This is a genomic window from Stenotrophomonas thermophila, assembly GCF_001499715.1.
Lineage (GTDB): Bacteria > Pseudomonadota > Gammaproteobacteria > Xanthomonadales > Xanthomonadaceae > Stenotrophomonas > Stenotrophomonas hibiscicola.
Map to the genome: position 1 here is coordinate 41589 of NZ_CVIW01000005.1, position 25029 is coordinate 66617.

The 25029-nt window shown below is 66.9% G+C and carries 24 protein-coding genes, 1 pseudogene and 1 riboswitch; of the genes and pseudogenes, 16 read left to right on the plus strand and 9 right to left on the minus strand.

The window, feature by feature from the left end; translation table 11 throughout:
- The first annotated feature begins 113 nt into the window (after positions 1-113).
- Positions 114-965 (plus strand): formyltetrahydrofolate deformylase, encoded by an 852-nt coding sequence (gene purU / locus BN1263_RS04165; RefSeq protein ID WP_026347242.1) that lies wholly within the window; start codon positions 114-116, stop codon positions 963-965.
- A 287-nt stretch (positions 966-1252) separates the two neighbouring features.
- Here purU and pncA read toward each other — a convergent pair whose 3' ends face one another.
- Positions 1253-1879 carry a bifunctional nicotinamidase/pyrazinamidase gene (gene pncA / locus BN1263_RS04170; RefSeq protein WP_058979758.1) on the minus strand — a complete coding sequence of 209 codons (627 nt, stop codon included), beginning with the start codon at positions 1877-1879 and terminating at the stop codon, positions 1253-1255.
- Between the two features lie 55 nt (positions 1880-1934).
- On the minus strand, positions 1935-2621 hold the full coding sequence (locus BN1263_RS04175) for an epoxyqueuosine reductase QueH (RefSeq protein ID WP_019661858.1): 687 nt from the start codon (positions 2619-2621) through the stop codon (positions 1935-1937).
- Between the two features lie 161 nt (positions 2622-2782).
- Positions 2783-2997, minus strand: a riboswitch (cobalamin riboswitch).
- 154 nt (positions 2998-3151) lie between these two features.
- On the opposite strand from BN1263_RS04175, the gene BN1263_RS04180 reads away from it, so the two are divergent.
- Together BN1263_RS04180 and BN1263_RS04185 are read left to right on the plus strand one after the other, a co-directional pair.
- Positions 3152-4999: a patatin-like phospholipase family protein gene (locus BN1263_RS04180; protein WP_058979818.1), complete on the plus strand. Its 1848-nt coding sequence runs from the start codon at positions 3152-3154 to the stop codon at positions 4997-4999.
- A 43-nt stretch (positions 5000-5042) separates the two neighbouring features.
- The gene (locus tag BN1263_RS04185) at positions 5043-5480 is read left to right on the plus strand and encodes a YfbO family protein (protein WP_058979760.1); all 438 of its coding nucleotides are present in this window, start codon (positions 5043-5045) and stop codon (positions 5478-5480) included.
- 211 nt (positions 5481-5691) lie between these two features.
- Here BN1263_RS04185 and BN1263_RS04190 read toward each other — a convergent pair whose 3' ends face one another.
- On the minus strand, positions 5692-7059 hold the full coding sequence (locus BN1263_RS04190) for a helix-turn-helix domain-containing protein (RefSeq protein WP_058979762.1): 1368 nt from the start codon (positions 7057-7059) through the stop codon (positions 5692-5694).
- Between the two features lie 114 nt (positions 7060-7173).
- On the opposite strand from BN1263_RS04190, the gene BN1263_RS04195 reads away from it, so the two are divergent.
- Genes BN1263_RS04195 through mmsB form a run of 5 tightly spaced genes read left to right on the plus strand, consistent with a single transcriptional unit; the run spans position 7174 to position 12713 of the window.
- Positions 7174-8679 carry a CoA-acylating methylmalonate-semialdehyde dehydrogenase gene (locus tag BN1263_RS04195; protein WP_019661851.1) on the plus strand — a complete coding sequence of 502 codons (1506 nt, stop codon included), beginning with the start codon at positions 7174-7176 and terminating at the stop codon, positions 8677-8679.
- A gap of 14 nt (positions 8680-8693) precedes the next feature.
- A complete protein-coding gene (locus BN1263_RS04200) occupies positions 8694-9860 on the plus strand; it encodes an acyl-CoA dehydrogenase family protein (protein ID WP_058979764.1) in 1167 nt (388 codons plus the stop codon).
- Positions 9857-10654, plus strand: coding sequence for an enoyl-CoA hydratase (locus tag BN1263_RS04205; RefSeq protein WP_058979766.1), 798 nt, complete (start codon positions 9857-9859; stop codon positions 10652-10654). Before BN1263_RS04200 ends, BN1263_RS04205 begins: the two co-directional genes overlap by 4 nt.
- Positions 10651-11826: an enoyl-CoA hydratase/isomerase family protein gene (locus tag BN1263_RS04210; protein WP_058979768.1), complete on the plus strand. Its 1176-nt coding sequence runs from the start codon at positions 10651-10653 to the stop codon at positions 11824-11826. Before BN1263_RS04205 ends, BN1263_RS04210 begins: the two co-directional genes overlap by 4 nt.
- Complete coding sequence (gene mmsB, locus BN1263_RS04215; RefSeq protein WP_019661847.1) at positions 11823-12713, plus strand: 3-hydroxyisobutyrate dehydrogenase; 891 nt, start codon at positions 11823-11825, stop codon at positions 12711-12713. The genes BN1263_RS04210 and mmsB overlap by 4 nt, the downstream gene beginning before the upstream one ends.
- A gap of 145 nt (positions 12714-12858) precedes the next feature.
- Here mmsB and BN1263_RS04220 read toward each other — a convergent pair whose 3' ends face one another.
- Positions 12859-13284 carry an organic hydroperoxide resistance protein gene (locus BN1263_RS04220; RefSeq protein ID WP_005411948.1) on the minus strand — a complete coding sequence of 142 codons (426 nt, stop codon included), beginning with the start codon at positions 13282-13284 and terminating at the stop codon, positions 12859-12861.
- A gap of 111 nt (positions 13285-13395) precedes the next feature.
- Positions 13396-14376, minus strand: coding sequence for a cation diffusion facilitator family transporter (locus BN1263_RS04225; RefSeq protein WP_058979770.1), 981 nt, complete (start codon positions 14374-14376; stop codon positions 13396-13398).
- Between the two features lie 208 nt (positions 14377-14584).
- Between BN1263_RS04225 and BN1263_RS04230 the strand changes: the two genes are divergently transcribed.
- Positions 14585-16039: a SulP family inorganic anion transporter gene (locus tag BN1263_RS04230; protein ID WP_058979773.1), complete on the plus strand. Its 1455-nt coding sequence runs from the start codon at positions 14585-14587 to the stop codon at positions 16037-16039.
- 40 nt (positions 16040-16079) lie between these two features.
- Here BN1263_RS04230 and BN1263_RS04235 read toward each other — a convergent pair whose 3' ends face one another.
- A complete protein-coding gene (locus BN1263_RS04235; RefSeq protein ID WP_058979775.1) occupies positions 16080-16649 on the minus strand; it encodes a DUF4304 domain-containing protein in 570 nt (189 codons plus the stop codon).
- 267 nt (positions 16650-16916) lie between these two features.
- Positions 16917-17111 carry an addiction module antidote protein gene (locus BN1263_RS19965; protein WP_227844238.1) on the minus strand — a complete coding sequence of 65 codons (195 nt, stop codon included), beginning with the start codon at positions 17109-17111 and terminating at the stop codon, positions 16917-16919.
- Positions 17112-17391: 280 nt separating this feature from the next.
- Here BN1263_RS19965 and BN1263_RS04240 point away from each other — a divergent pair, with 280 nt between their 5' ends.
- The 5 genes from BN1263_RS04240 (at position 17392) to BN1263_RS04260 (ending at position 22062) form a co-directional block, all read left to right on the plus strand.
- Complete coding sequence (locus BN1263_RS04240) at positions 17392-18030, plus strand: DUF6338 family protein (protein WP_058979776.1); 639 nt, start codon at positions 17392-17394, stop codon at positions 18028-18030.
- A gap of 206 nt (positions 18031-18236) precedes the next feature.
- Positions 18237-19268 carry a tRNA dihydrouridine(20/20a) synthase DusA gene (dusA, locus tag BN1263_RS04245; RefSeq protein WP_058979779.1) on the plus strand — a complete coding sequence of 344 codons (1032 nt, stop codon included), beginning with the start codon at positions 18237-18239 and terminating at the stop codon, positions 19266-19268.
- 212 nt (positions 19269-19480) lie between these two features.
- Positions 19481-19855, plus strand: a complete 375-nt coding sequence (locus tag BN1263_RS04250; protein ID WP_058979781.1) for a hypothetical protein — start codon at positions 19481-19483, stop codon at positions 19853-19855.
- A 73-nt stretch (positions 19856-19928) separates the two neighbouring features.
- Positions 19929-20612 carry a response regulator transcription factor gene (locus tag BN1263_RS04255; protein ID WP_053520384.1) on the plus strand — a complete coding sequence of 228 codons (684 nt, stop codon included), beginning with the start codon at positions 19929-19931 and terminating at the stop codon, positions 20610-20612.
- A gap of 25 nt (positions 20613-20637) precedes the next feature.
- A complete protein-coding gene (locus tag BN1263_RS04260; protein ID WP_032953760.1) occupies positions 20638-22062 on the plus strand; it encodes an ATP-binding protein in 1425 nt (474 codons plus the stop codon).
- A gap of 85 nt (positions 22063-22147) precedes the next feature.
- Here the strand turns inward: BN1263_RS04260 and BN1263_RS04265 are convergent, their stop codons facing one another.
- Complete coding sequence (locus tag BN1263_RS04265; protein WP_186008950.1) at positions 22148-22939, minus strand: M90 family metallopeptidase; 792 nt, start codon at positions 22937-22939, stop codon at positions 22148-22150.
- Positions 22906-23184: a hypothetical protein gene (locus BN1263_RS04270; RefSeq protein ID WP_005411956.1), complete on the minus strand. Its 279-nt coding sequence runs from the start codon at positions 23182-23184 to the stop codon at positions 22906-22908. The genes BN1263_RS04265 and BN1263_RS04270 overlap by 34 nt, the downstream gene beginning before the upstream one ends.
- Positions 23185-23328: 144 nt before the next feature.
- Between BN1263_RS04270 and birA the strand changes: the two genes are divergently transcribed.
- Both birA and BN1263_RS04280 read left to right on the plus strand, forming a co-directional pair.
- Entirely contained in the window at positions 23329-24297 is a 969-nt protein-coding gene (gene birA, locus BN1263_RS04275; RefSeq protein ID WP_058979785.1) for a bifunctional biotin--[acetyl-CoA-carboxylase] ligase/biotin operon repressor BirA, read from the plus strand.
- Positions 24294-25024: pseudogene (locus BN1263_RS04280) on the plus strand (type III pantothenate kinase). Before birA ends, BN1263_RS04280 begins: the two are co-directional and overlap by 4 nt.
- Positions 25025-25029: the final 5 nt, after the last annotated feature.

Below are 25029 nucleotides of genomic sequence, written 5' to 3' on the forward strand. Positions count from 1 at the left end.
ACCGACCAGCTTGCCACGGGAAGATCCAAGTATCGCTTGGTACTGAACCAAGCAGGTCGGTTGCACCCGTGATCATCCGGCCGCTGGGCAGGGCGCTGCCCTACACTGTGGCGATGCGCCCCGATTCCATTCTTACCCTGTCCTGCCCCGACCGTACCGGCATCGTCTATCGCGTGTCCGGCCTGCTGTTCGACCACGGCTGCAACATCCTCGACGCCCAGCAGTTCGGCGACGAGGAAAGCGGCCGCTTCTTCCTGCGCGTGCATTTCGATCGCGATGCCGGCCTGCCGCTGGAGACCGTGCACGCCGCGATGGCCACGCTCGCCCAGGACTTCGGCATGGACTGGCAGCTGCACGATGGCCGCCGCCGCGCACGCCTGCTGGTGCTGGTCAGCAAACAGGGGCATTGCCTCAACGACCTGCTGTTCCGCGCCCACAGCGGCCAGCTGAAGGTCGACATCGCGGCGGTGGCGTCCAACCACGCCGACTTCGCGCCATTGGCCGCCTCCTACCAGGTGCCGTTCCACCACCTGCCGGTGACCGCCGATACGCGCGCGGTGCAGGAGCAGCAGATCATCGACCTGGTCGAGCGTGAGCGCATCGACCTGGTGGTGCTGGCGCGCTACATGCAGATCCTGTCACCCACGCTGTGCCGCGCGCTGGCCGGACGTGCGATCAACATCCACCACAGCTTCCTGCCCAGCTTCAAGGGCGCGCAGCCGTACCACCAGGCGCACGCGCGCGGGGTCAAGATCATCGGTGCCACCGCGCACTACGTCACCGAGGACCTGGACGAAGGCCCGATCATCGAACAGGACGTGGCCCGCGTGGACCACGCGATGGCGCCGCGCGAACTGGTGCGGCTGGGCAGTGATACCGAATCGCTGGTGCTGGCACGCGCGGTTCGCCGCCATGTGGAGCACCGCATCCTGCTCAACGGGCATCGCACGGTGGTGTTCCGGTAATCGCCCATCCCGCGTCCGCCGGGCATGGCCCGGCGCTACCACGGGTGCTATCCGGTAGTGCCGGCCGCTGGCCGGCAACTGCAGAGATCCCGAGGTTGCCGGCCAGCGGCCGGCACTACCGAATCCTGATTTCATCCCATGAAAAGCCCCCGGTTCGGCCGTCCCGCGATCTGTAGGGGGGCGTAGTTAGGGAGCTGGATGAATCGATTGTGTTGTTGTGGGCAGGAGCGCGCAAGCGGCATAAGCGACGTGCCCGGTAGCGCCGGGCCATGCCCGGCGGTCACGCCTCAGACGATCGCGATTCCCGCCTTGCCCAGCGCCTCGCGCACCATCACGTCGTTGGCTTCGGTCACCGGCTTGGTCAGCTCCCACAGGAACTTCACCCGGAAGCCGGACTTCACTGCGTCCTGCGCGCTCCACAGCACGCAGTAATCGCGGGCCAGGCCGCACACGTGCACTTCGCGGATGCGGCGCTCATGCAGCCAGCCGGCCAGGCCGGTGGCCGGGCGCTCGCCATCGGGACCGTGGTTCTCGCGGAAGGCGCTGTACGAATCCACCTGTTGGCGCGTTCCCTTGCGCAGGATCAGGTCGGCCATGGCCCAGTCCACGCCCGGGTGCAGAGCGGCGCCATCGCTGCCCTGCACGCAATGGTCGGGCCACAGGGTCTGCGGCTGCGCGTGCAGCAGGATGGTCTCGAACGGGCGTTGGCCGGGGTGCTGGCTGGCGAACGAGGCATGGTCGGCCGGGTGCCAGTCCTGGGTGGCCACCACCGTGCGGTAGCGGCGCTGCGCCAGCAGTCCGGCAATCGGTGCCACCAGCGCATCACCCTGGTCGCAGGCCAGCGCGCCACCCGGCATGAAGTCCGGCTGCAGGTCGATCACCAGCAGGGCGACGTCGGCGGGCAGGGCGGTCATGGCAGATCCACTACAAGAGAAGGGGCGACCAGCGTGGCCGCCCCTCGCTCACACGTCAATCGCCCTGCGGCGTCCCAGCGTCCTGCCCGTAGTACAGCAGGCCGATTTTGATCCGCTCGCGGCCGTTCTCGCGACGGTGGCGGTTGGCATCGCGCAGCGAATACACGCAGCCGCAGTACTCCTGCTGGTAGAACTGCTCGCGCTTGCTGATCTCGATCATGCGGCTGGCACCGCCGCCCTTGCGCCAGTTGTAGTCCCAGTACTGCAGGCCTTCGTAGCGCGAGGCGGCGCGGATGCCGCAATCGTTGATCTGCGCCATGTTCTTCCAGCGCGAGATGCCCAGCGACGAACTGATGGTGTCGTAGCCGTGCTCGTGCGCGTACAGCGCAGTGCGTTCGAAACGCATGTCGAAGCACATCGTGCAGCGGATGCCGCGTTCGGGCTCGTTCTCCATGCCACGCGCACGGCTGAACCAGTTGTCGGTGTCGTAGTCGCAGTCGATGAAGGGAATGCCATGCTGCTCGGCGAAGCGGATGTTTTCCTGCTTGCGCAGTTCGTATTCCTTCACCGGATGGATGTTGGGGTTGTAGAAGAAGATCGCGTAGTCGATCCCGGAGGCGGTGATCGCCTCCATTACCTCGCCGGAGCAGGGCGCGCAGCATGAATGCAGCAGCAGGCGCTTGCCGTTGGCAGGCAGGGTCAGGGTGGGGCGTTGGAACTCGGTCATCGTCAGGTACCGCATGGACCGCCGGCAACGGCGGTGGCCCATGCATCTGTGCGTGGGTGGACAGGGCTGGCCGGATACCGTGAAAAGGACGCACGCGGCCGCACTGCCCGCACGCGCAGGTCAGCGACGGCCCCGGCACCCTCCCCGCGGAGAGTCCAGGTCGAGTCAGGGGACGGTCGTGTCCCCCGGCCGGGGCCGGTATTCGGGCTGATGGACACGGGCCGCAGCCCACCTACTACCTGCCGCTTCCCAGGCGCGAGCCCAGTGCTGTTGGCAGGATTCGTTTCCATTCACCGCTGCGGGGCAGCTCCGGAATGGGCGCGCCAGGCGCCTTCACCGGATTCCCGTTCAAATCCCTGTCGCCATCAACGCTGCGGCGGGGATACCTTCGGCGTGCCCACGGTGGACGCATCGAGGGCAATGGTCAAGGGTCAATGAAAGCTCGGGGCTGTGGTCCGTTTCTCAGGCCGTGAGAGCGCCGCTTGCCATACTGGGCATCGACAGACGGGAGGTGGCTCGTGGCGGCGAAGTACTGCGATCTGGTCATGAAAGGCGGCATCACCAGCGGCATCGTGTACCCCAATGCGGTACTGGCGCTGGCGCGCGAGTATCGCTTCAAGAGCATCGGCGGCACCTCGGCCGGCGCCATTGCTGCGGCGGTGGCGGCTGCGGCGGCATGCGGCGATCGTCGCCAGCAGGCCGGCGAGCACCTGCCCAGTGATGCCGGTTATGGGGGGCTGTCGGCGGTGTCGGCGCAGCTGTCGCGGCGCGGGTTCATCTACAGCCTGTTCCAACCGGCGCGGGGCGCGCGTGCGGCCTATCGGCTGCTGGTGGTGCTGACCGGCAATGCGGGCCTGCCACACAAGCTGCTGTGCCTGGCGGTGGCGGTATTCGAGATCGCGCCGCTGGAAGTGCTGGTGTCGCTGGCGCTGCTGCTGGGCCTGGGCTGGTGGGGCGGCGGCTGGAGCGGTGTGGCCGCCACGCTGCTGCCGTCGCTGCTGTGCGCCTACGGTGCCGGTGTGGCCGGTGCCGCGCTGCGCGTGGCCCGCGTGGCACGGCGCAACCTGCTGGGCCTGTGCAGTGGCCTCGGCCGCGATGCACGCAAACCGGCGTTGACCGAGTGGCTGCATGAGTGCCTGCAGCAGTTGTCAGGCAAGCCACTTGATGCACCGCTGACCTTCGCCGACCTGCACGACGCACCGCGCTATGCCGGCGAGCCGGACAGCCCGCATGCGATCAGCCTGCAGATGATCACCACCTGCATCTCGCACAACGAGCCGCGTACGCTGCCACTGGGCGGCGCGCAGTTCTGGTTCCTGCGCGAAGAGTTCGAGCAGTTGTTCCCGGCCAGCGTGGTGCAGTGGCTGGTGGATCAGGCTGGCCCGCCGCTGGACGTGGAGGGGCGGCAGTACTACCCCCTGCCGCAGGGCCCGAAGCTGCCGGTGCTGGTGGCCACACGCATGAGCCTGAGCTTCCCGTTGCTGATCAGCGCGGTGCCACTGCACGAACCCTCGCGCCGCGAGCGCCGCTGCGAACCCACCGCGCCGGCGGCCGACCCCGAGCACAACGTGGCCGACAGCATGGAAGGGCTGACCAGCGCCGGGCAGGCTTGCGGTCCGGTGATCACCGCCTTCCGCATCTGCTGGTTCTCCGATGGTGGCATCAGCAGCAACTTCCCGATCCATCTGTTCGACGCCGCATTGCCGCGCTGGCCGACCTTCGCCATCAACCTGGTCTACCCGCAGCACGCCGAAGACGTGAGCCAGGGCAGCGGTAGCCGGCAGGCACTGGAGCATGCCGTGTTCCTGCCCACCGAGAACCGCCACGGCTGGCAACGGCATTACCAGTCCATTGCCACGCCGCTGGCCGCAGCCGAGCTGGGGCGTTTCCTGTTCGCGGTGGTGGCGACCATGCAGAACTGGCGCGACCTGCTGCAGGCGCGCGCGCCGGGTTATCGCGACCGCATCGTGCATGTGAGCCTGCAGGGCGACGAAGGTGGCATGAACCTGGACATGCCGCAGGAGGTGCTGACCCGCATCGCCGACAAGGGCAGCCTGGCCGGTGCGCGGTTCTGTTCGTTCTCGTTCGAGAACCACTACTGGATCCGCTGGCGCAACCTAGCCTCGGCCTACCAACGGTACACGCTGGAAGTGGCCCGTACCGACGACCCGGCGCAGCAGGTACTGGCCTATCGCGCGGCGTACTCGATGGTCGCTCGCGGCGAACCGACACCGCCGTCGTACAAGCTGGGCTCGGAAGACAAGCGTCGCGGCTCGCAGCAGCTGTGGGCGCAGATGGTCGAGCAGGGCCGAACCTGGGAGGACCTGGGCCCTGACCTGACCGACGGCGCACCGCGTCCGCTGCCGCAGATGAAGGTGACGCCGATCTACTGACCGGCGCCGATACAATCGCGCTTCACGCTGCAAGGAGTTTTGGATGTCTGCCCGCCAGGAACTGCTGGATCTGCTTGAACGCCTCGATATCCGCGACCCGGAGCACCTGCCGGTTGTGCCACTGGCCGCGTACTTCGAAGGGAACGATTTCGAAGAGTGCATTGCACCGAACCAGTGGGGCTACGGCCGCCCGCCGATTGCCGAGCTGTACGCACGCCTGGCCGCGATTGCCGAAAAGCCCGAAGTGGAAGGTGTCTACGTGGGGCTGCACCAGGACTGGAGCAGCGCACTGGACGACGACAGCGAATGGCCTGCCGCGGAAAATGTGCACGTGCTGACCCGCGCCGACGCCGCAACCGTGGAAGGATGGCTGCAGGGCCTGGAATGCGACGGCGTCGGCGAAGGCTGGCCGTACGGCCAACACATCGACGCACCCGTGCCCTCGGAAGGCCACCGCGTACTGACCGTGTTTTGGGACTAAAACGCGCCAACCAGGGCTGGCACCTACCAGTAGAGCCACGCCACGCGTGGATGCATTCCAAGATGAGAATTCATCCGGATGGGGTCAGAGCCCGTTGCGTGGCAACCGGACCCACCCCGCCATCCCACTGAATGCCCGCTTTTGCTTTTGAGGTTGCCGGCCAGCGGCCGGCACTACCGCAGGTGCAGGGCGCAGCCCTGCCGAACCAACCCTACCGCCCCGGCAACTGCGCGAACGCACGCTGCATGCAGTCCTCCCGCGGGCACACCCGGCACCCCGGGCCGATCGACACCGAATTGCCCGGGCTCTGCACATCCAGCCCCAGCGAATACACCAGCCGCTCGGCATGCTGCAGATCGCAGCCCAGCGCCACCGCGAAGGTCTTGCGCGGCTGGCCATGACCGACCGGACCACTGCTGACCTGCCGTGCCAGCCAGAAATGCCGTCGCCCATCGGGCATGCGCGCGGTCTGCGTAAGGATGCGCCCGGGCTGGTTGAACGCCTCGTAGACGATCCACAGCGGGCACGAACCACCCACCTGCGAGAAGTGGAAGTCGGTGGCCGAATGGCGCTTGGACACATTGCCCGCGCGGTCCACGCGGATGAAGAAGAACGGCAGCCCGGGCGCGCTGCGCCGTGCCAGCGTGCTCAGCCGATGGCAGACCGCTTCGAAGCCGACGCCGAACTGGTGTGCCAGCAGTTCGATGTCGTAGCTGCTGGCCTCGGCCGCACGCAGGAAGCGCATGTACGGCATCACCAAGGCGCCAGCGAAATAGTTCGACAGACCGATGCGGGCCTGAGCGATGCGTGCCTCATCGGTGAAGCCGGCACGTGCCACCACCGCATCGATCTGCGGCAGGTAGCCGTGCAGGGCCAGCTCGGCGGCCATCTGGAATGCCTGCTGGCCCGGTTCCAGATAATCGGGCAGCCACAGCCGCCGCGTGCCGGCGTCGTACTGGCGCTTCTCGCGCCCGGCCTGCAGCGCGGCCACTTCCACCAGCACGCCGTGGCGGTCGACCAACAGCTGGCGCAGGCGTGGTGCGACGTGCCCGGGCGACAGCCCCCACTCGGCGAACAGACGCTCGGCCAGCTCGTCCAGTTCGGGAATGTGGTTGTGCATGCGGTTGAAGAACTCACGCACCTGGTCGCCTGCGGGCAGGATGCTGCCGGCGCCGGGCTCGCCCAGCTGGAACTCCAGGGCGGCGGCATGCTCACGCAGCGCCAGGTGGCGGCGGTGCAGATCCAGCAGGGCGCGGCTGACCTGCGGCAGGTTGCCGGCCAAGGCGCGCAGCTCGGTCGCGCTGACCTCCGCCAAGCCCAGGTCGCGCAGGGTTTCGCCCAGCGCTTCCTGCAGCGCGGCAGGCTCATCTTCGTCGAATAGTGAGGAAACGTCGCCCAATACTTCGCCCAGCTTCTTCTGAACGGCCGGGGTGAGTGGGCGCTTGTTGCGCTCGATCTGGTTCAGGTAACTGGCCGACAGGCCCAAGGCGCGGGCCAGATCCACCTGGCTGTAGCCGCGCTGCTCGCGCAGCCGCAGCAAGCGAAGGCCAAGCTGCCGCTGGCTGGATGAATAATTCACAGAATTAACATGAATCGTCTGGCGTGTTGGCCAGATTAAGCGGATTCAGGCCGGAAATCGAGGTGGCTGCTGTGAATAATGCCAAGCATCTTTCGAGCCCGTGGGATTGTCGTCATGACTGTTGAAGCGCCCCGTATCCGCATGCTGATCGATGGCCAGTTCATCGAATCGGCCACCTCCCACTGGCAGGACGTGATCAATCCGGCCACCCAGGACGTGCTGGCCAAGGTGCCGTTCGCCACCACCGCGGAAGTGGACGCCGCCGTCGCCGCCGCCAAGGAAGCCTTCAAGACCTGGCGCAAGACCCCGATCGGCACCCGCGCGCGCATCTTCCTGAAGTACCAGCAGCTGATCCGCGAGAACATGAGCGAGCTGGCCCACATCCTCACCGCCGAACAGGGCAAGACCCTGCCCGACGCCGAAGGCGATGTGTTCCGCGGCCTGGAAGTGGTCGAGCATGCGGCCGCCATCGGCAACCTGCAGCTGGGTGAGTTGGCCAACAACGTGGCCAATGGCGTGGATACCTACACGATCATGCAGCCGCTGGGCGTGTGCGCCGGCATCACCCCGTTCAACTTCCCGGCGATGATTCCGCTGTGGATGTTCCCGATGGCGATCGCCACCGGCAACACCTTCATCCTCAAGCCGTCCGAGCAGGACCCGATGGTCACCATGCGCCTGGTCGAACTGGCGCTGGAAGCCGGCATTCCGAAGGGCGTGCTGAACGTCGTCCACGGCGGCGAAGAAGTGGTCAACGCGATCTGCGACCACCCGGACATCAAGGCCGTGTCGTTCGTCGGTTCCACCCGCGTCGGCACCCACGTGTACAACCGTGCCTCGCTGGCCGGCAAGCGCGTGCAGTGCATGATGGGCGCCAAGAACCACGCCGTGGTGCTGCCGGACGCCAACAAGGAACAGACCCTCAACGCGATGGTCGGCGCCGCCTTCGGTGCGGCCGGCCAGCGCTGCATGGCCGCCTCCACCCTGGTGCTGGTCGGTGAAGCGCGCAACTGGGTGCAGGATCTGGTTGAAAAGGCCAAGACCCTGAAGGTCAGTGCCGGCACCGTGGCCGGCACCGACGTCGGCCCGGTCATCTCCTGCAGCGCCCGCGAGCGTGTGGAAGGCCTGATCGCCTCGGGCGTGGAGCAGGGTGCCAAGCTGGTGCTGGATGGCCGCAAGCCGCAGGTCGATGGCTTCGAGAAGGGCAACTTCGTCGGCCCGACCATCTTTGCCGGTGTCACCACCGACATGCGCATCTACCAGGAAGAAATCTTCGGGCCGGTGCTGGTCATCCTCGAAGCAGAGACGCTGGAAGACGCCATCGCGATGGTCAACAGCAACCCGAACGGCAACGGCACCGCACTGTTCACCCAGTCCGGCGCTGCCGCGCGCAAGTTCCAGGAAGACATCGACGTCGGCCAGGTCGGCATCAACGTGCCGATCCCGGTGCCGGTGCCGCTGTTCTCGTTCACCGGTTCGCGCGCCTCCAAGCTGGGCGACCTGGGCCCGTACGGCAAGCAGGTGGTGCTGTTCTACACCCAGACCAAGACGGTCACCGCGCGCTGGTTCGATGACGAGACGCTGAGCCACGGCGTCAACACCACGATCAGCCTGAAGTAACGGCAGGAGCAGCCATGAGCCACTCGATGACGACGGAACTGGACGAAGCACAGCAGGCGTACCGCGAGGCTGCGCGCGACTTCGCACTGGCCGAACTGGCGCCGCACGCCGCGCGATGGGATGCGGAGGGCATCTTTCCGCGCGAGGCGATCGCCAAGGCCGGTGAACTGGGCTTCTGCGGTCTGTACATGGACCCGGAAGTGGGCGGCAGCGGCCTGAGCCGACTGGACGCCACCGTCGTCATCGAGGAGCTCGCCAGCGTCGATCCGTCGACGGCGGCGTACATCAGCATCCACAACATGGCCTCTTGGATGGTGTCCACGTGGGGCCAGCCGGCACTGCGCGATGCCTGGGGCAGCGACCTGTCATCGGGCAACAAGCTGGCCTCGTACTGCCTGACCGAACCGGGCGCCGGTTCCGATGCGGCCTCGCTGAAGACCACCGCCGTGCGCGACGGTGACTTCTATGTGCTGAACGGCTCGAAGGCCTTCATCTCCGGCGCCGGTGCCACCGAGCTGCTGGTGGTGATGGCGCGTACCGGCGGTGCCGGTGCCGGCGGTGTCAGCGCCATTGCGGTGCCGGCGGACCTGCCGGGCATCAGCTTCGGCCGCAAGGAAGAGAAGATGGGCTGGAACAGCCAGCCCACCCGCGGCATCACCTTCGAAAACGTCCGCGTGCCGGTCAGCCACCTTCTGGGAGAGGAAGGCGGCGGCTTCAAACTGGCGATGAAGGGGCTCGACGGCGGCCGCATCAACATCGCCGCCTGTTCGCTGGGTGCCGCGCAGGGTGCGCTGGATGCCGCACGCCGCTACATGGGCGAGCGCCGCCAGTTCGGCAAGGCGCTGGCCGAATTCCAGGCGCTGCAGTTCAAGCTGGCCGACATGGTCACCCAGCTGGTGGCCGCGCGGCAGATGGTGCACACCGCCGCACGCAAGCTCGATGCCGGTGCCAGCGACGCCAACGTGTGGTGCGCGATGGCCAAGCGTTTCGCTACCGATGCCGGTTTCAGCGTCTGCAACGAAGCGCTGCAGATCCACGGTGGCTACGGCTACATCCGTGAATACCCGATCGAACGCCTGCTGCGTGACTGCCGCGTGCACCAGATCCTGGAAGGCACCAACGAGATCATGCGGGTAATCGTTGCCCGTCACCTGCTCAACACCGAAGAGGAACTGCGATGAAGGATTGGCGTACCCAAGAGCACGTGGGCCTGAAGGTGGAGGTCGATGGCCACACCGCCGTGGTCACCCTGAACAACCCGCCGGCGCACACCTGGACCGTGCACAGCCTGTCGGCGCTGCGCGACCTGGTGGGCGCGCTCAACGCAGACCGCGACATCTACGCGCTGGTGATCACCGGTGACGGCGAGAAGTTCTTCTCCGCCGGTGCCGACCTCAACCAGTTCGCCTCCGGCGACAAGGCCGCTGCGCGCGAGGCCGCGCGCCGCTTCGGTGAAGCCTTCGAAGCGCTGTCCGGTTTCCGTGGCGTGTCGATCGCCGCGATCAACGGCTACGCCATGGGCGGTGGCCTGGAATGCGCACTGGCCTGCGACCTGCGCATCATCGAAGACCATGCCCAGGTGGCGCTGCCGGAGGCCACCGTCGGCCTGTTGCCGTGCGCCGGTGGCACCCAGAACCTGCCGCGCCTGGTCGGCGAGGGCTGGGCCAAGCGCATGATCCTGCTGGGCGAGCGCATCAATGCCGAGACCGCACTGCGCATTGGCCTGGCCGAAGAAAAGGTCGGCAAGGGCGAATCCAAGGCACTGGCCCTGGAATGGGCGAAGAAGGCCGGCAAGCAGAGCCCGACCAGCATCGCCGCCTGCAAGACCCTGGTGCAGTCTACCCGCACCGGCACCCACGCCTCGGCGCTGGTGGCCGAGCGCGAAGCCTTCGTCGACCTGTTCGACACCGCCGACCAGGTCGAGGGCGTGACCGCCTTCCTGGAAAAGCGCACCGCGCAGTGGAAGAACGCATGAGCACCGACACCGCTGCCGACGACGCACCGGTGCTGTTCGAAGAGCGCGTGGCCGGCAATGGCACGCGCATCGGCATCGCCACGCTCAACGCGCCGCGCACGCTCAACGGCTTCTCGCTGCCGATGGCGCACCTGCTGCTGAAGCAGTTGAATGCCTGGGCCGACGACGACGGCATCGCCATGGTGGTGCTGCAGGGCGCCGGTGAAAAGGCGTTCTGCGCCGGCGGCGACCTGCACAGCCTGTACAAGAGCATGGTCGCCTTCCGCGAGGCCGGCCACAGCGACATCCGCCAGAACGCCTATGCTGCCGAGTTCTTCGACGTCGAATACCGCGTCGATTACCTCATCCACACCTACGCCAAGCCGATCCTGTGCTGGGGCCATGGCATTGTGATGGGCGGCGGCATCGGCCTGATGTCCGGTGCCAGCCACCGCGTGGTCAGCGAACGTTCCAAGCTGGCCTTCCCGGAAATCACCGTCGGCCTGTTCCCCGATGTCGGTGGCAGCTGGCTGCTGCCGCGGGTGCCGGCCAAGGGCGGCCTGTTCCTGGCCCTGACCGGTGCACTGCTCAACCCGGGCGATGCCATCTATGCCGGCCTGGCCGATGTGCACGTGGCCGAAGAGCGCCGCAGTGCAGTGTTCGATGCGCTGCTGCAGGTGGCCTGGTCCAGCCACCCCGCACACAACCACGAACGCCTGACCCACCTGCTGCAGTCGCATGCCAGTGATGCTGCGACCGGTCCACTGCTGGCCAATGCGGCACAGGTCGAGGCGCTGTGCGAAGGCGATGACCTGCAGGCCATCGTGGCGCGCATTACCGGCCTGCAGACCGACGACGCCTGGTTGCAGGCGGCTCAGAAGACCCTTGCTGCCGGTGCGCCGGGTTCGGCGCGGCTGGCCTTCGAGCTTCAGCGTCGCAGCGCCGGCCAGGATCTGGCCGCGATCTACCGCCTGGAGTACATCGTCGCCCTGCATTGCGCCGCCCACGGCGATTTCGCCGAAGGCATCCGCGCGCTGCTGATCGACAAGGATCGCAATCCGCAGTGGAACCCGGCCACCCTGGCCGGGGCCACCGGCGCGTGGGCCGACACCTTCTTTGCTTCCCCCTGGGCCGATGCCGCGCATCCGCTGGCCGACCTGCGCTCTCCCCTTGTTGAAAGGAGCCTTGCATGAGCCGCATTGCATTCATCGGGTTGGGCAACATGGGTGGCCCGATGGCCGCCAATCTGGTCAAGAACGGCCACAGCGTGCGCGTGTTCGATCTGGTTCCGGCCGCGGTCCAGGCCGCCGTTGACGCCGGTGCCAGTGCTGCGTCGTCGGCACGCGACACCCTGGCCGACGCCGAAGTGGTGATCTCCATGCTGCCAGCCAGCCGTCACGTCGAAGGCGTGTACCTGGGCGACGACGGCATCCTGGCCGCGATCCCGGAGGGCGCACTGGTCATCGACTGCAGTACGATCGCACCGGCCAGCGCGCGCAAGGTGTCAGAGGCCGCCGCCGCACGTGGCCTGCAGATGATCGATGCACCGGTCTCCGGTGGTACCGCAGGCGCCCAGGCCGGCACGCTGACCTTCATCGTCGGTGGCGAGGAGGACGCGCTGGAACGCGCGCGCCCGGTGCTGCAGGCGATGGGCAAGAACATCTTCCACGTGGGCGCCAGCGGCGCCGGCCAGGTTGCCAAGCTGTGCAACAACATGGCGCTGGGCGTGATCATGGCGGTGACCGGTGAAGCCATTGCGCTGGGCGTGGCACACGGGCTGGACCCGAAGGTGCTGTCGCAGATGATGGCGGTCAGCACTGGCCGCAGCTGGGCCACCGAAGTGTGCAACCCGTGGCCGGGCGTGCTGGAAAACGCGCCTGCGTCGCGCGGTTACAGCGGTGGCTTCGGCAGCGATCTGATGCTGAAGGACATGGGCCTGGCAGTGGAAGCAGCGATGAGTGTCGGCGCCTCGATCCCGCTGGGCGAAGTGGCCCGCAACCTGTACTCGATGAACCACCAGGCTGGCCGCGGCAAGCTGGATTTCTCCAGCGTCGTGCAGCTGATCACCAGCGAGAAGTGACCTGGTAGTGCCGGCCGCTGGCCGGCAACCTCATGCCCCCTGTGGGACAACGAAGGTGGGATGGGCGGATGTTCGGTTTCGACCGGCATCCGCCCATTTTTTTCCCTCGCTCGAGTAGTGCCGGCCGCTGGCCGGCATCACCTCATCAGGCCACGACCAGCGTCACGTCGATGTTGCCGCGGGTGGCATTCGAGTACGGGCACACGATGTGCGCCTTCTGCACCAGCTCTTCCACCTGCTCGCGCGGCACGCCCGGCACGTTGATGGTCAGCTCGGCTTCGATGCCGAAGCCGGTCGGGATCTGGCCGATGCCGACCTTGCCGGTCACGGTGGTGTCGGCCGGCAGCGCGACCTTGGCCTGGCCGGCCACGAACTTCAGCGCGCCCAGGAAGCAGGCCGAGTAGCCGGCGGCGAACAGCTGTTCCGGGTTGGTGCCCGGGCCACCGGCGCCGCCCAGCTCGCGCGGGGTCGACAGCTGGATGTCCAGCACGTTGTCGGAGGAGACGGAACGGCCTTCACGGCCGCCGGTGGAGGTGGCCTGGGCGGTGTACAGAACCTTTTCGATGGACATCGGGATGCTCCTGGTCGGTGGGTGGGTGGTGCGTTGGAGCCTACTTTGCCCGCTTTCCGCGTACGTTGGGTTGCAGGGCGTACGAAAAACTTGATCGATCGTCCTGTCGGCCTAGATCGTCCACTCGCGGTCGGTGGTGAACATGATGGTCAGCCAGCGGTCCGGCGAGGCCTCGCCCAGCGCATCGCCGATCTCGTCGCGCAGCTGGTCCCATTCCACCAGCGGCCGTGGTGGGTCGTTTTCCGGCACCACGAAGAACAGCTCGATCTGCTCGCCTCGCCCCACCTGCGCCACGTAGCTGCGGTGCTCGACGAAGCCATGCTTGGCCACGATCGCGCGTGCCACGGCATCCACGTGCGCCTGCAGCTCCGCCGGGGTGACCAGCAGGATGCCGGCCAGCGCCCGGCGCACGGTGCCGAGCGGGGCGATCATCACCAGCACGCAGACGAAGGCAAGGATGGCCGGGTCGATGTACGGCCCGACCCAGGCCCAGGACGTGCCCTGCACCAGCACGCCGCCGAGGAAAGCCAGCAGGTAGCAGGCCGACATGCTGGCCGCGATCACCCAGTTCTTCGCATCCAGTGCGATGAACGCCGAGCCGATGCGGCGGTTGGCGCGCAGGATGAACCATGCCAGTGCGCCTTCGCCGACGATGGACAGCCCGGCGAAGGCGATGGCCGGGCCCAGCGCAATGTGGCGGCCCCCGGACATCAGTGCATCTACCGCATTGACCAGCGCATACAGCGCCGCGCCGATCATCAGCGTGCCGCTCACCCCCAGCACGATCGGCTCCAGGTGCCAGAAGCCCATGGTGAAGCGCTGGTTGAGCCGCGATTGCAGCGCATCGGTCTGCGTGGACAGCGCAATCAGCCGCGCCACCAGCAGTGACAGCCAGGTCATCACCACGTCGATCAGGCCGTAGATGCCGTCGAAGATGATCAGCGAGGAATTGGCCAGCAGGCCGAACACCACTGCGGCGGCGGCCAGTAGCAGCGAGGCGGCGATCGACAGGCGCAGCACGCCTTGTTCGGTGGCGGGGTCGAAGAACTGCGGGCGATCAGTAGCCATGCCCCGATTGTAGAGCGGCGCCATGCCCCGCGGCCTTTCGCGGCCGGTCGCGCTACCTTCGTGCGGCCGCTTCCCGTAGACTGCGCCCCTCCTACGTACCGACGCCCGCCTGCAGTGATCACGCCACCCTGACCCTTGCCGCACATCGGCAGCCGGCCCGCCCGGCTCAGGAACCCGTGTCTTTCCACTGCAGCGCCGCGCGGCCACGCCCGCGTGCGCGCGGAGTTTTTCCATGCAAACGTCCTACCCCCTGCGCCAGCAATGGCTCGGCAACCTCCGTGGCGACCTGCTGTCCGGCATCGTCGTCGCCTTGGCCCTGATTCCCGAGGCCATCGCTTTCTCGCTCATCGCCGGCGTCGACCCCAAGGTCGGGCTGTACGCGGCGTTCTCCATTGCCGTCATCACCGCCATCGCCGGCGGCCGCCCCGGAATGATCTCCGCCGCCACCGGTGCGATGGCGCTGGTGATGGTCGACCTGGTCAAGGACCACGGCCTGCAGTACCTGTTCGCCGCCAGCATCCTGGCCGGCCTGCTGCAGGTGCTCGCGGGCGTGTTCAAGCTCGGCTCGCTGATGCGCTTCGTCTCGCGCTCGGTCATCACCGGCTTCGTCAACGCGCTGGCGATCCTGATCTTCCTCGCGCAGATGCCGGAACTGATTGGCCGCGGCCCTACGGTCTACGTGCTGTGCGCCGCCGCGCTGGCGATCATCTACCTGCTGCCGCGTATCACCCGCGCCGTACCCTCGCCGCTGGTCGCGATCGTGGTGCTCACCGCCGTGGTGATCGGCTTCGGCATCGACGTGCGCAGCGTCGGCGACATGGGCCAGCTGCCAGACAGCCTTCCACACTTCCTCATTCCCGATGTGCCGCTCACATGGGAAACGCTGCGCATCCTGTTGCCGGTGTCGGCCACGCTGGCCGTGGTCGGCCTGCTCGAATCGATGATGACCCTGCAGATTGTCGAGGACATCACCGAGACGCCCAGCGAACGCAACCGCGAATGCGTCGGCCAAGGCGTGGCGAACACGGTCACCGGCTTCCTCGGCGGCATGGCTGGCTGCGCGATGATCGGCCAGTCGGTGATCAACGTGACCTCTGGTGGCCGCGGCCGCCTGTCCTGCCTGGTGGCCGGCGTGTTCCTGCTGGTAATGGTGGTGTACGGCAGCGACCTGGTGCGGCAGATCCCGATGGCTGCGCTGGTGGCGGTGATGATCATGGTCAGCATCGGCACCTTCAGCTGGCGCTCGCTGCGCGACCTGCGCACGCATCCGCGCAGCTCGTCTGCGGTGATGCTGCTGACCGTGGTGGTCACCGTGGCTACCCACGATCTGGCCAAGGGCGTGCTCAGCGGTGTGCTGCTGTCGGCCCTGCTCTTCGCGCGCAAGGTGGGCCACATGCTGGATGTGCAGCGCGACGATGCCGGTGGCACGCAGGTCTACCGCGTGCGTGGGCAGGTGTTCTTTGCCTCGGCGGGGCAGCTGGGTGCGGCGTTCGATTACCAGCACGTGGCGCCGAAGGTGCAGATTGACCTGCGCGATGCCCACCTGTGGGATCTGACTGCTGTGGCCGCGCTGGAGCGGGCGCAGGAAAAGCTGGCCGCGCACGGTGCGGAGGTGACGGTGGTGGGGCTCAATGCGGCCAGCCAGACGCTGATCGAGCAGGTCGGTGGCGCGCGCAGCGCGCACTGAAGTGGTAGTGCTTCAATGCCCCGGTTGGTTCTGGGGGCGGCTAAGCCTCCAGAATTTTCCTGAATCGGCTTTTCAGTGCGGTAGCGCCATTGCAGATGGAGAGTCCATATGTGGCCAGCGCCTTGGCAGACTCGGTGTCATCCTTGGCCTGCCATGAAAGGGCAGATAGCAGGGCCCTGCGGACGCGCGTGACCGAATTGAAGTGTGCCGGCGTCAAGTCGGCCTGAATGGCCGCGATCGTCAACGCTCCACAGATGGAATCGATGTCCTGGAACTGCGAAAAGAAGGGAAGGGCATTCTCCGTCAAAAGAGCATCCACCTCGGTCTTGAGCAGTTCAGCGTCCTGTTCAACGCTTATCCAATGGTCGCTTTTCCCTGGGGGAGCGGCCCTGCAGCTCACGTCGCAGTCGGTGTTGTTGAGGTTCGTGGTCTGATCCTTGCAACGCCCCGGGATGAAGCGGGCGAGCACACCGACATTGAATGCGAGTGCTTTGCCGTCGCTTCTGGTCTGCAGTGAAAGAACATCTACGAAATGCTCGCGCACTCTCATGAAGGTCGGCCCGTTGCGCACAAATCCTGCGTCCTTCATTGAGGCGAAGGCGGTGTCCAAAGCTTGCCTTTTCATTGGGCCTCACGAGGCGAACATGGGCGGGAAGATGACTGCAGGTGGGGCATGCCATAACGGGTATGCCGGTGCGCTGTACTGAAGCCTATCGGCTGAAAAGGAAGGTGCAATGGGGGCTGGCGTCAGAACATGTCGCATTTGACGACAGCTGTGTGATCGCTGTGCCCAGCTCGGTGGGCCCCGATCCTGCACGACCTGCTGCGTTGCATGGGTAGCGCCGGGCGATGCCCAGCGAGCCCGGTACGCGCCTACCTAGATGTTCTCGCGGCCAAGACCCGATTCTTCGGCATTGCTGCCTGTGCCGCGCGCTCGCACCACTGTTCCAAGCGCCTCCTGAAAATGGCTTGCATTACCAGCCGCCAAGGCGGCGCTCAGATAGATGGCGATTGCGACGTCATCGTCCAGATAGTCTGCGGGATCGAAGGGAATCGTCTTCAGCCTGCTCATTGCGAATCCAAGGAAAGTGTCTGCAACCTGCAACGCGTTGGACTGTACCTCACATGGCAGACCACCAGCTTGGTCGAGCTTCCCCGAGCGATGTAGTGCAGGGCATTGGACGGTGCCGTTCGATAGCGCACATTGACGCTATAGGCTGCGACTGCATCACTGCGGCTTCATGGCTGCTGTTGCGGTTGCTGCATCTGTGGCCTGTGAACCCTGCCCAGGGTGGAAGAATCGCCGCGATCGTGCTCCGTTGTGATCCTCACGACGGAGTACTTCTTCCGGAATGGATACGCTGTTCAACAACGCCACCACGCTGCTGACCTATCTGCTGCCGGGCTTCCTGGCAGCCTGGGTGTTCTACGGGCTGACTTCACACCCCAAGCCACCGCAGTTCGAAAGGACCGTGGAAGCGCTGGTATTTACCTTCGTAGTCCAGGCGCTGGTCAAGTTCATCGAACTGATGCTCCTGCTGGCTGGTCGCTGCTTTGTGCTGGGGATCTGGACCGAGACCAGCAGCCTGCTCTGGGGGTTTGTCCTCGCCGGACTGCTGGGGACAGGATTGGCCCTCGCTGCGAACAAGGACTTTCTCCACGCGGGTCTCCGCCGCGCAGGCTTCACCACGCGGACGTCCCACCCCAGCGAGTGGTACTGCGTGCTCGGTACGCGTCCTGCTTTCGTGGTGCTGCAGTTGAAGGATGGCCGTCGACTGACCGGCTACCCCAAGGAGTGGCCGATCAGCCCGGCTGCGGGACAGTTCTACATGCAGATGCCGGCCTGGCTCGTGGATGCGGATCCGCCAGATGAAGGTGCGGATCCGCTGGCAAACCCCGCCGTGGTGGAGCTTCCGCAGCTCGATGGCATACTGATTCACGCGGTGGATGTGCAATGGGTCGAGATTCTCCAGGAGACAGACAATGGCTAAGTTGAGGAAGGGTTCCAACCCACCACTGGACCAGCTGGTCGTATCCATGGAGAACGCAAACCCCAAGCTCCCCGAGGGCAGGAAGCGTCCGCTGCCACCGCCCAGCCCACCCCGGCCGCCAGCCGGAAGCGGGCCCAACCGGCGCTTGCCGCGCGACTGACCGGGCGCATTCAGCCGGGCGGTGTAAACTATTGATCTCACTGGCAATGCCAGTCTCCACGATCAACGCCCCGATGACGTCCGCCACCGCCCGTTACGCTGATTCCCTGCGCCTGTCCGTTGCCCCGATGATGGACTGGACCGACCGCCATTGCCGCGTGTTCCATCGCGTGCTGGCGCCGGGTGCACGCCTGTACACGGAGATGGTGCACGCCAACGCGGTCATCCACGGCGACCGCGAGCGCCTGCTCGGCTTCGACCGCAGCGAACAGCCGCTGGCGCTGCAGCTGGGCGGCAGCGATCCGGCCCTGCTGGCGCAGGCTGCGCGCATTGCCGCCGAGTGGGGATACGACGAGGTCAACCTCAACTGCGGCTGCCCGTCCGACCGCGTGCAGGCCGGGCGTTTCGGCGCCTGCCTGATGCGCGAGCCGGTACTGGTGGCCGAGTGCGTGGCGGCCATGGTCGATGCGGTCGACATCCCGGTAACGGTGAAGTGCCGCCTGGGCGTGGACGAGGACAACGACTACGACGTGTTTGCCAGCTTCGTCGACCGCCAGGTCGCCGCTGGTGCGGCAATGGTGGTGGTGCATGCGCGCAACGCGTGGCTGAAGGGCCTGTCGCCGAAGGAGAACCGCGAGGTTCCGCCGCTGAAGTACGACTGGGCCTACCGCCTGAAGCAGGAGCGCCCGGCACTGCCGGTGGTGATCAACGGTGGCCTGGCCAGCATCGAGGCGGTACAGGCGCAGGCCGCGCACGTCGATGGTGTGATGCTGGGCCGGGCGGCCTATCACGACCCCTATCTGCTGCATCAGCTGGAGGCGCTGCACACCGGCGCCCCGCTGCAGGCCCGTGGTGACCTGTTGCGCGCGCTGCGCCCCTACGTCGAGGCGCGTCTGGGCGAAGGCCTGGCGCTGAAGCACATCACCCGCCACCTGCTCGGCCTGTTCCATGGCCAGCCCGGTGGTCGCGCATTCCGCCAGGTGCTGAGCGAGGGCGCACACCGCCCCGGTGCGGATTGGACCCTGCTCGAGCAGGCGCTGGCGGTCACCGAACGCGAAGCTGATCGCGCCGCAGCGTGACCGCAGTCACATTCCTGACTTGACAAGGCCAGCGCTTTCGTCCCGAATGTTCACCTAGATGAACAACTCGCGGCATCGCCCGGAAAAGTTCAGATCGGATTCACTGCCCCAAACCAAGAATTTGCAAAGGAATTGTAAAGGCCGGGTCCCGCACCCGGCTTCCGGATTTACGACTTTTGAACGAATCGCCGTGCTCGGCTAGGATCGCATCGATGTCTTCCGCTCCCTTCCATCGCCGCATTGCCCTGGCCACCTGCGTGGCGCTGTCGGCTGTGCCGCTGTCGTCGGCGCTTGCGCAGCAGCCGCCGCGCGGCGACCAGGGGCGCGCGGAGATGATGGAGCGCGGCGAGCGCGGTGGCCGTGGCGACGAGCGCTCGCTGTCCGACGCCGTGCGCCGCGTGCAGCGCACCACCGGCGGCCACATCCTCGGCGCCGAGCGCGTGCCGTTCGATGGTCGTGACATCAACCGGGTGAAGTACATGGACGACCGGGGCCGTGTCCGCTACATGGACGACCCCGCCCCGTCGCGTTCACAGCCGCGCACGCCGCGGTCGGATATGTCATCACTACGCGGCGATAACCCCTGAACAGGGATAGTTGTCGCTATCAACCCGTACCCCACAGGCCTCCGGGCCACACCCAGGACACTAGGGAGAGTTCATGCGTATCCTTCTGGTCGAAGACGAAGCCCCGCTGCGTGAGACCCTGGCAGCCCGGCTCAAGCGCGAAGGCTTTGCCGTCGATGCTGCGCAGGACGGCGAGGAAGGCCTCTACATGGGGCGTGAAGTTCCGTTCGATGTCGGCATCATCGACCTCGGCCTGCCCAAGATGTCGGGCATGGAGCTGATCAAGGCCCTGCGTGACGAAGGCAAGAAGTTCCCGGTGCTGATCCTGACCGCGCGTTCGAGCTGGCAGGACAAGGTCGAGGGCCTGAAGCAGGGTGCCGACGATTACCTGGTCAAGCCATTCCACGTCGAAGAGCTGCTTGCCCGCGTCAACGCGTTGCTGCGCCGCGCCGCCGGCTGGAGCAAGCCGACGCTGGAATGCGGTCCCGTTGCACTGGATCTCGCCGCCCAGACCGTCAGCGTCTCTGGCAGCAATGTGGACCTGACCAGCTACGAGTACAAGGTGCTGGAGTATCTGATGATGCACGCCGGTGAACTGGTCTCCAAGGCCGACCTCACCGAGCACATCTACCAGCAGGACTTCGACCGCGATTCGAACGTGCTGGAAGTGTTCATCGGCCGCCTGCGCAAGAAGCTGGACCCGGATGGCGAACTGAAGCCGATCGAGACCGTGCGCGGCCGCGGCTACCGTTTCGCGATCCCGCGCAACGAGGGCTGAGCCGGCTCCGCCTGGCGACACCATGATGTCCGGCCGTCTGTGGTTCTTCCGACGCTGGCGGCCGCGCTCCCTGCAGGCGCGCCAGATGCTTGCCGCGTCCGTGGGCTTGGTCGCGTTCCTGGCGCTGGCCGGTTACGCGCTTGACGCCGCCTTTGCCGATACGGCCAAGGCGAACCTGCGCGAGCGCCTGAAGAACTACGCCACCGCCTACGCGGCCGGCATCGATTTCACCCGCGACCGCTCGCTGTACATCCGCGAGCAGCCGCCGGATTCGCGCTTCGACGTGCCGGGCAGTGGCCTGTACCTGCAGGTGGTGATGCCGCACGGAAAGGGCAATTCGATGTCCGCCGAAGGCCCGATGCTGCCCACCGTCGGCGGCGGCCTGCTGGCACCGCGCCAGGAAGTGTTCGAAGGCCCGCTGCCGATGATCCAGATCGACGGCAGCCAGGGCTCGGTGTACCGCTATGGCCTGGGCCTGGTGTGGGACGCCGACGCCGACCCGGCCACCGAATTCCCGTACACCATTTATGTGATGGAAGACTCGCGCGCGCTGGGTGCGCAGCTGCGCGTGTTCCGTGGCCGTGTCTGGTTCTACCTGGGCGGCATCGGCCTGATCCTGCTGCTGCTGCAGACCGTCATCCTGCAGTGGAGCCTGCGTCCGCTGCGTCGGGTGATCACCGAGCTGACCAAGGTGCAGCGCGGCGAGACCGAGCGCATGAGCGAGCGCCACCCGCGCGAGCTGGAACCGCTGACCGACAGCATCAACGCCTTCATTGAAAGCGAGCGCGAGAACCTCGAGCGCCAGCGCAACACCCTGGCCGACCTGGCACACAGCCTGAAGACGCCCATTGCGGTGCTGCGCACGCAGATGGACAGCGGCGCGGGCGATGGCGCGCTGCGCGAAGAGCTGGATGTGCAGCTGCAGCGCATGAACAACCTGGTTTCGTACCAGCTGGCACGTGCTGCGTCGTCGGGCCACAAGCTGTTCTCCGCGCCGCTGCCGATTGAATCCAACGCCGAGGAGATCGTGCGCGGCCTGGAAAAGGTCTATGCCTCCAAGGGCGTGCTGTGCGAATTCGACATCGACCCGGCCGCGCGCTTCCACGGCGAACCGGGCGACCTGCAGGAACTGCTCGGCAACCTGCTGGAAAATGCCTTCAAGTGGGCCAACCGCCGCGTGTTGCTGACCGCGCAGCCGCTGCCGGCACCGAACGCGCGCCGCGCAGGCCTGCTGCTGGCGGTGGACGACGATGGCCCGGGCATTGCCCCGGACGACATCGGCAAGGTGCTGCAGCGTGGCGTGCGTGGCGACGAGCGCGTGCAGGGCCACGGCATCGGCCTGTCGATCGTGCAGGACCTGATCAAGGATTACCGCGGCGAACTGGCCGTCGGCCGTTCCAGCGAACTGGGCGGCGCCCGTTTCGAAGTGCGCTTGCCGCCGGGGCCGTAAGCCCCCGCAAACGGTAGTGCCGGCCGCTGGCCGGCAACCTCATGATCCTCGGTGGCATTGCCAGGGTGCCGGCCAGCGGCCGGCACTACCGTATTGCGATCCTGGGCGGCTCGCCATAGAACCGCCGCAGCTGCGCGGCCACCTCCGGCAACGCCTGCTGCAGCAGATCCGGTGCCGAGAAGTGATACTCGCTGGTCACCGCGAAGAATTCTTCCGGCGCTTCGGCCGCATACGGATCGATCAGCGTTTCTTCGCCCGCATCCACCTGCGCGCAGAACGCATCGTAGGCGCGCTGGAAGATGGCCGCCCACTCACGCTGCCATTCGCGCGGCAGCGGCGGCGTGCCGTCCATCGCGCCATCCAGTGCATCCAGCTTGTGCACCATCTCGTGCACCGCCACGCAGTAGCCCTCGTGCGGCGTCGCCAGGTCGGCCTGCACATCGGCCCAGGACAGGATCAGCGGACCGCTGTCCCACGACTCGCCAATCAGTTCGTCATCCCACTCATGCAGTACGCCGGCTGCATCCATGTGGCTGCGATGTACGCGGAATGCATCGGGGTAGACGACCAGCTGCGACCAGCCTTCCAGACCCACCTCGCCGAACTCCAGCAGCGGCAGGCAGCACAGCGCCGCCAGCAGCACGCCATCGCCGGCCTCCAGCTGCAGCTCGCCGATCGGCGTGATGGTCTTCTCGTGCAGGAAGCGCGTGGCCAGCACGCGCAGGCGTGCGCGGCGTTCGTCGTCCAGACCGCGCAGCCAGGCCGCACGGCGGCAGGCCTCATTCCACAGTACATCGTCGATAGGCCGCGGCGCAGGTCGCAGCCACTGCAGCAACGACTTGATCAGCGGAACATTCCCGGCAGGTAGCTGTGCCACTTCGGTGCGCGGATGCGCTGCAGCACGTCGTCGTCGCTGCCACCGCCGCCCGTGCTGGTGTTGGCTGCCGGGCGGACCGGTGCCGGCTTGGTGGTGGCGGCCGAAGCGGTCGCGGTCGGTGCACGCTGCGAGGCGGCATCGCCGTTGGAGGACACGCAGGCGCCGCGGCTGTCGTCCAGCGCTGCCGTCGCAGACGCCGCGAAGGGCATCGTCAGCAGGATCAGGCAATGGGCATAGCGGCGCATTGACGACATCCACGTTAAGGGAAGGTGAGTTCCCGATTCTAGCCCGAACCCGGCGCCCCGTTGGAAGCCCCCGCAGAACCCAGCGTGGCGGGCGCCGCTGGCGGCTTTCCCGCATAATTCCTTCCTGACTTCGTGGAAGCTGCCGTGGACGACCGCCAATTGCTGGCCAAACTCGCTGCCGGTCGCCTCTCCGGCGACGCCCTGGCCCGTGAGCTGGGCCAGACCCGGGCGGCCATTTGGAAGCGTATTCAAGGACTTAGAGCCGCCGGTGTGGACATCGAAGGCCGTGCAGGTGAGGGCTATGGCCTGACCCGCCCGGTCGACCTGCTGGACCCGGATGCGATCCGTGCCGGCCTGCCCGCCGAGGTGCTGCCGCTGCTGCACGACCTGCAGGTGGCTTGGACGGTGGACTCGACCAATGCCGAATTGCTGCGTTGCAGCGCGCCCCAGCGCGGGGTGAGCGTCCTGCTGGCCGAACGCCAGACCGGCGGCCGCGGCCGTCGCGGCCGTACGTGGGCGTCGCCGCTGGCCGCGCATGTGTACCTGTCGGTGCTGCGGCTGTTCTCCGGTGGCCTCGGCCGCCTGGCCGGGCTGAGCCTGGTGGCCGGCATCGCCGTGGCCGAAGCGCTGCACGACCTGGGCTACACCCAGGCGCAGCTGAAGTGGCCGAATGACCTGATCGTCGATAGCAAGCGCAAGCTGGTCGGCCTGCTGGCCGAGGGCGGTGGCGAATATGCCGGCCCGGCGCGCGCGGTGATCGGCATCGGCATCAACACGCACATGCCGCCATCCTTCGCCGAGCAGATCACCCAGCCGTGGGTGGACCTGGACACGCTGGCCGGCAAGCCGGTGGACCGCAACGTGGTGGTTGCTGCCGTGCTGGCGCGCCTGCTGCCGGCACTGGAAGAATTCGATCGCGAAGGCCTCGCTCCCTTTCTGCCGCGCTACGCCGCGTTCGACATGCTGGCCGGTCGCGAAGTACGGGTGGAACTGGAAGGGCAGTGGCAGCATGGCACCGCGCTCGGCCTGGCCGATGACGGCGCCTTGCGCGTGCGCATCGATGGCCGTGAGCGCCTGCTGCACGCCGGCGAAGTCAGCGTGAGGGCGGCATGAGCGATTGGTTGTTCGACCTCGGCAACTCGCGCTTCAAGTTCGCGCCGTTGCAGGGCGACCGTGCCGGTGACGTGCAGGCCTGGGCGCATGGCGCCGAAGGCATGGCCGGACAGCCGCCGCACAGCCTGCCCAGCGGCACCACCGCGTTCGTGGCCAGCGTGGCCGCACCGTCGCTGACCAGCGCGATGCTGGACCAGCTGCAGCGTCGCTTCGAGCACGTGCACGTGGTGCGTACCAGCGCCGAATGCGCCGGCGTGCGCATTGCCTATGCCAAGCCCGAAAAATTCGGTGTGGACCGCTTCCTGGCCCTGCTGGCCGCGGCCAAGGCGCAGCGCCCGGTGCTGGTGGTCGGGTGGGCACCGCACTGACGATTGATCTGCTCGACGCGGACGGCCAGCACCACGGCGGCCGCATTTCCGCATCGCCCACCACCATGCGCGAAGCACTGCATGCCCGTGCGGTGCAGCTGCCGGCTACCGGCGGTGACTACAGCGAATTCGCCAACGACACCGCCGACGCGCTCGCCTCCGGCTGCGATGGTGCGGCCGTGGCGCTGATCGAACGCAGCGCCCAGCAGGGGCACGCGCTGCTGGGCGTTGCACCGTCGCTGCTGGTGCACGGTGGCGGCGCACCGGCGCTGATGCCGTTGCTGCCCGGCGCCGACTACCACCCCTCGCTGGTGCTGGATGGTCTCGCCCGCTGGGCGGTGCACCAGCCCGCAGGCTAGTATCC